The organism is uncultured Limnohabitans sp. (assembly GCF_937889215.1).
Lineage (GTDB): Bacteria > Pseudomonadota > Gammaproteobacteria > Burkholderiales > Burkholderiaceae_C > Limnohabitans_A.
In genome coordinates this window covers 1-1,651 of the sequence record NZ_CALBEX010000296.1, presented here as the reverse complement: position 1 = coordinate 1,651, position 1,651 = coordinate 1, and the positions used below count along the sequence as shown (strand labels likewise).

At 61.4% G+C, this 1,651-nt stretch carries 2 protein-coding genes; both read right to left on the bottom strand.

The features are described 5' to 3' along the window. Positions 1-42: 42 nt before the first annotated feature. A complete protein-coding gene (locus tag Q0341_RS07515; protein WP_299511699.1) occupies positions 43-879 on the bottom strand; it encodes a CoA ester lyase in 837 nt (278 codons plus the stop codon). 5 nt (positions 880-884) lie between these two features. After that, positions 885-1,651: CaiB/BaiF CoA-transferase family protein (locus Q0341_RS07510; RefSeq protein ID WP_299511696.1), on the bottom strand; the 767-nt coding region annotated here is incomplete at its 5' end.

The following is a 1,651-nucleotide window of genomic DNA, read 5'->3' as shown; positions in this document are numbered from 1 at the left end:
CAATGATGGTGGAGGCCATGAGGTTTCCCCTGTCTGAATAAGTTAAAGAGATTGAGATTGGCCTGCCAGGGCCAGAATACGTTCGGCACGTAACAGCACCGGCTTGTCGACCATCTGCCCGTCGACTTGAATCACGCCTGCTCCGTTGGATTGCTGCCATTGGCCAAGCACACGCTGCGCCCAGGCAAGTGTCTGTGCGTCAGGCTCAAAGGCCTCGCGCACCACCGCGACTTGCATCGGGTGAATACACATCTTGGCGACGTACCCCAAAGCCCGGGCATGGGCCAGATCAGACTGCACCTGGCCCGCATCCAGCTCCGGTGTGACACCTGCAACGGGTGGCGGCAGGTTGGCGGCGCGTGAGGCCATGGCAATCGTCAGGGCTGCACTGTCAAGCGCAAAGCCGGGCCCGGGCAGATCCATATCAAGCAGGTAGTCCAGGGAACCAAATGCCAGCCGAGAGACGTTTGACGCTTGGGCAATTGCCGGTGCAGCCAACACGCCGCGCACCGTTTCAATCAGAGGCAACACACGGGACCCAGGTGGCATGTGGGCCAAGACCTGTGCCACTTGTTCAGGGGATTCACATTTTGATAGCATGCTGTGCTTAATACATGAGCGCTGCAGGCATAAAAGGTCATCAAAGTGACAAGGACTAGTCACATCGTTGATACGCACCAGCAAGCGGTCCATGTCCTTGCTCGCCAAGGTCGCTACCCAACTGGAGATGGATTCGCGGGCTTGGGCTTTGTCGGCTTCTGCAACAGCATCTTCCAGATCCAGAATCACCCGGTCCGCGCCGCTGGCCAGCGCCTTGGCAAAACGCTCGGGTCGGTTGCCTGGCACAAACAGGTAGGTGATGGCTTGTCTGGTGTTCATGGTGCTCACACGGACCCTTCGGCGCGCAAGGTGGCGACTTGTTCGGCGCCGTAGCCCAACCCGGCCAGAATGGCGTCGGTATGCTGACCTAGCGCAGGCACCGCATCCATGCGCGGTGCCCCTTTGGTCCAGGAGCCAGGCGGCAGCAGGGCGGGCACCGTGCCCACCGAGGTGTCCACTGATGTCCAGCGCCCGCGCGCCTGAAGCTGCGGATGCGCCCAGACCTCGGCCATGGTGTTGACCTGGGCGTTGGCGATTTGCGCCGTTTCCAGCCGCTGCACCACCTGGGCCGCTGTCAGGCTGGAGAATGCCTGCACGATCAACGCGTACAGCGCAGCGCGTTGTGCCACCCGCTTGGGGTTGCTGGCAAATCGTTCGCCCGTGGCCAATTCGGGTTGCTGCAGCACCTGTTCACAAAACGCTTTCCATTCCCGCTCGTTTTGCAGCCCCAGCATGACAGCCTTGCCGTCACCAGCCGGAAACGGGCCGTAGGGGTAAATGGTGGCGTGGCTGGCCCCCGTGCGTTTGGGCGGCGCTGCGCCGTCCAGGCTGTAGTACAGCGGGTAGCCCATCCACTCGGTCAACGACTCCAGCATCGACACATCGATGTGCTGGCCCTCGCCAGTCTGCTGGCGGTGCATCAACGCGGCCAAAATGTTGGTGTAGGCGTACATGCCGGCGGCAATGTCGGCGATCGACGGCCCGGCCTTGGAAGGCGTGTCTTCAGTGCCGGTCACAGACACAAAACCAGCCTCGCTCTGAATCAACAGAT